The organism is Ruegeria sp. CDSA193, from assembly GCF_059611885.1.
The window spans coordinates 1-2,990 of record NZ_JBXWPN010000017.1 but is presented as its reverse complement, the minus strand read 5'-3'; the positions used below and the strand labels follow the sequence as shown (position 1 = coordinate 2,990).

At 60.6% G+C, this 2,990-nt stretch carries 3 protein-coding genes; all 3 read left to right on the top strand.

All coding sequences use genetic code 11. The features are described from left to right. The first annotated feature begins 12 nt into the window (after positions 1 to 12). Positions 13 to 1,689, top strand: a complete 1,677-nt coding sequence (locus AC2FLG_RS20420; RefSeq protein ID WP_142640425.1) for a formate--tetrahydrofolate ligase — start codon at positions 13 to 15, stop codon at positions 1,687 to 1,689. A 58-nt stretch (positions 1,690 to 1,747) separates the two neighbouring features. Further along, positions 1,748 to 2,053, top strand: coding sequence for a chorismate mutase (locus tag AC2FLG_RS20415; protein ID WP_142640424.1), 306 nt, complete (start codon positions 1,748 to 1,750; stop codon positions 2,051 to 2,053). Positions 2,054 to 2,106: 53 nt separating this feature from the next. After that, positions 2,107 to 2,990, top strand: an 884-nt coding sequence (gene folD / locus AC2FLG_RS20410; RefSeq protein WP_271952851.1) for a bifunctional methylenetetrahydrofolate dehydrogenase/methenyltetrahydrofolate cyclohydrolase FolD, incomplete at its 3' end; no start/stop codon positions are given.

The window sequence follows — 2,990 nt, the reverse complement described above, 5'->3', positions numbered from 1 at the left end:
GACCGAAACCCAATGAGCTATAAATCTGACATCGAAATTGCGCGTGAGGCGAAGAAGAAGCCGATTCAGGAGATTGGTGCGAAGATCGGCATCGAATCTGCTGATCTTCTGCCCTATGGCCATGACAAGGCAAAGGTGAGCCAGGACTTCATCAATTCGGTTCAGGGCCGTGAGGACGGCAAGCTGATTCTGGTGACGGCGATCAACCCGACGCCTGCGGGTGAGGGTAAGACGACGACGACTGTGGGTCTGGGTGACGGTCTGAACCGGATCGGCAAGAACGCGATGATCTGTATCCGTGAGGCTTCGCTGGGCCCGAACTTTGGCATGAAGGGCGGCGCTGCGGGTGGTGGTTACGCGCAGGTTGTTCCGATGGAAGAGATGAACCTGCACTTCACCGGTGACTTTCACGCCATCACCAGCGCCCATTCACTGCTGTCGGCGATGATCGACAACCACATCTATTGGGGCAATGAGTGCGAGATCGACATTCGCCGTGTAGCGTGGCGTCGTGTGGTCGACATGAACGACCGCGCGCTGCGTCAGATCACGGCCAGCTTGGGTGGCGTGTCGAACGGTTTCCCGCGCGAGACCGGCTTTGACATCACCGTGGCCTCTGAGGTTATGGCGATCCTGTGCCTGGCCAACGACCTGAAAGATCTGGAAAAGCGTCTGGGTGACATCATCGTGGCCTATCGCCGCGACAAGACCCCGGTTTACTGTCGCGACATCAAGGCCGAAGGCGCGATGACGGTGCTGCTGAAGGACGCGATGCAGCCGAACCTGGTGCAGACGCTGGAAAACAACCCGGCCTTTGTGCATGGCGGCCCGTTTGCCAACATCGCGCATGGCTGTAACTCGGTCATTGCGACCAAGACCGCGCTGAAAGTGGCTGACTATGTGGTGACCGAAGCGGGTTTTGGCGCCGATCTGGGCGCCGAGAAATTCATGAACATCAAGTGCCGCAAAGCGGGTATCGCGCCGTCGGCTGTGGTGCTGGTCGCCACCGTGCGTGCGATGAAGATGAATGGCGGTGTGGCCAAGGCTGATCTGGGTGCGGAAAACGTCGACGCGGTCAAATCGGGCTGCGCCAACCTGGGTCGTCACATCGAAAACGTCAAATCCTTTGGCGTGCCGGTTGTGGTTGGCATCAACCACTTCGTCACCGATACCGACGCAGAAGTGCAAGCCGTGAAAGACTATTGCTCTGACCACGGGGTCGAAGCGGTTCTGTCGCGTCACTGGGAGTTGGGGTCGGAAGGTTCGGCGCCGCTGGCCGAGAAGGTGGTCGAAATCGTCGAAGGGGGCACAGCGAACTTTGCGCCGATCTACCCCGACGATATGCCGCTGTTCGAGAAGATCGAAACCATCGCCAAGCGCATCTATCGCGCGGACGAGGTTCTGGCCGACAACAAGATCCGCAACCAGCTGCGTGAATGGGAAGAAGCCGGTTACGGCAACCTGCCGGTCTGCATGGCCAAGACGCAATATTCCTTCTCGACCGATCCCTCGTTGCGCGGCGCGCCCACCGGCCATTCGGTTCCGGTGCGCGAGGTGCGCCTGAGCGCGGGTGCCGGATTTATCGTGGCGGTCTGTGGTGAGATCATGACTATGCCGGGCCTGCCGCGCAAACCGGCGGCCGAAAGCATCTGCCTCAATGACGCAGGTGAGATCGAGGGCTTGTTCTAAGTCGCCAGATAAGACATCTCGTGATCCGGAGAATGCTCCGGGCCACGAGGAGATCACGATGCCCACTCTGACACCGCCGCAAGACTGCGCAACGATGCAGGATCTGCGGATTCAGATTGACCAGCTGGACCGGCACCTGATCGAGATGCTGGTGAGGCGCGCCAGCTACATTGATCGCGCGTCTGAGTTGAAGCCGGGCGAGGGCCTGCCGGCCCGTATTCCGGATCGTGTTGAAGAGGTGGTGCAAAAGGTGCGTGCCAGCTCTCAGGCGGCGGGGATGGACCCCGATCTGGCCGAGACGCTGTGGCGCATTCTGATTGACTGGTCGATTGCGCGTGAGGAACGTGTGCTCGGCAACGACTGACTGACCGGGCGCCCCAAGCGCCCGATCCGTTTTTGGGAAGAAGGGATCGAAGAATGGTAGCGCAGGTTATCGACGGTAAGGCCTTTGCAGCAACGGTGCGGGCACAGGTTGCCGATCAGGTTGCAAAGCTGAAGGACGAAAATGGCATCACCCCCGGTCTGGCCGTGGTTCTGGTGGGCGAAGACCCGGCCAGCCAGGTCTATGTCCGCTCGAAGGGCAAGATGACCGTCGAGGTCGGCATGAACTCGTATGAGCACAAGCTGGATGTGGACACCTCCGAGGCAGACCTGCTGGCACTGATCGACAAGCTGAATACCGACCCGGCCGTGCATGGCATTCTGGTACAGCTGCCGCTGCCCAAGCACCTGAACGAGGATCTGGTGATCAATTCGATCGATCCGGCCAAGGATGTCGACGGGTTCCACATCTCGAATGTGGGCCTGCTGGGCACCGGTCAGAAATCGATGGTGCCCTGTACCCCGCTGGGCTGCCTGATGATGCTGCGGGACCATCATGGATCGTTGTCGGGCATGGATGCGGTTGTGATCGGCCGCTCGAACATCGTTGGCAAGCCGATGGCGCAACTGCTGCTGGGCGACAGCTGCACCGTGACCATCGCGCATAGCCGCACCAAGGATCTGCCCGATGTTGTCCGTCGCGCGGATATCGTTGTCGCCGCTGTGGGCCGCCCCGAGATGGTGCCCGGCGACTGGATCAAGGAAGGCGCCACGGTCATCGACGTGGGCATCAACCGCATTGAACGCGACGGCAAGAACAAGCTGGTTGGAGACGTGGATTACGCCAGCGCCGCCGAACGCGCCGGAGCAATCACCCCCGTCCCCGGCGGCGTCGGCCCCATGACAATCGCATGCCTGCTGGCCAACACCCTGACCGCCGCATGCCGCGCAAACAAACTCCCAGAACCAGAAGGCCTGAC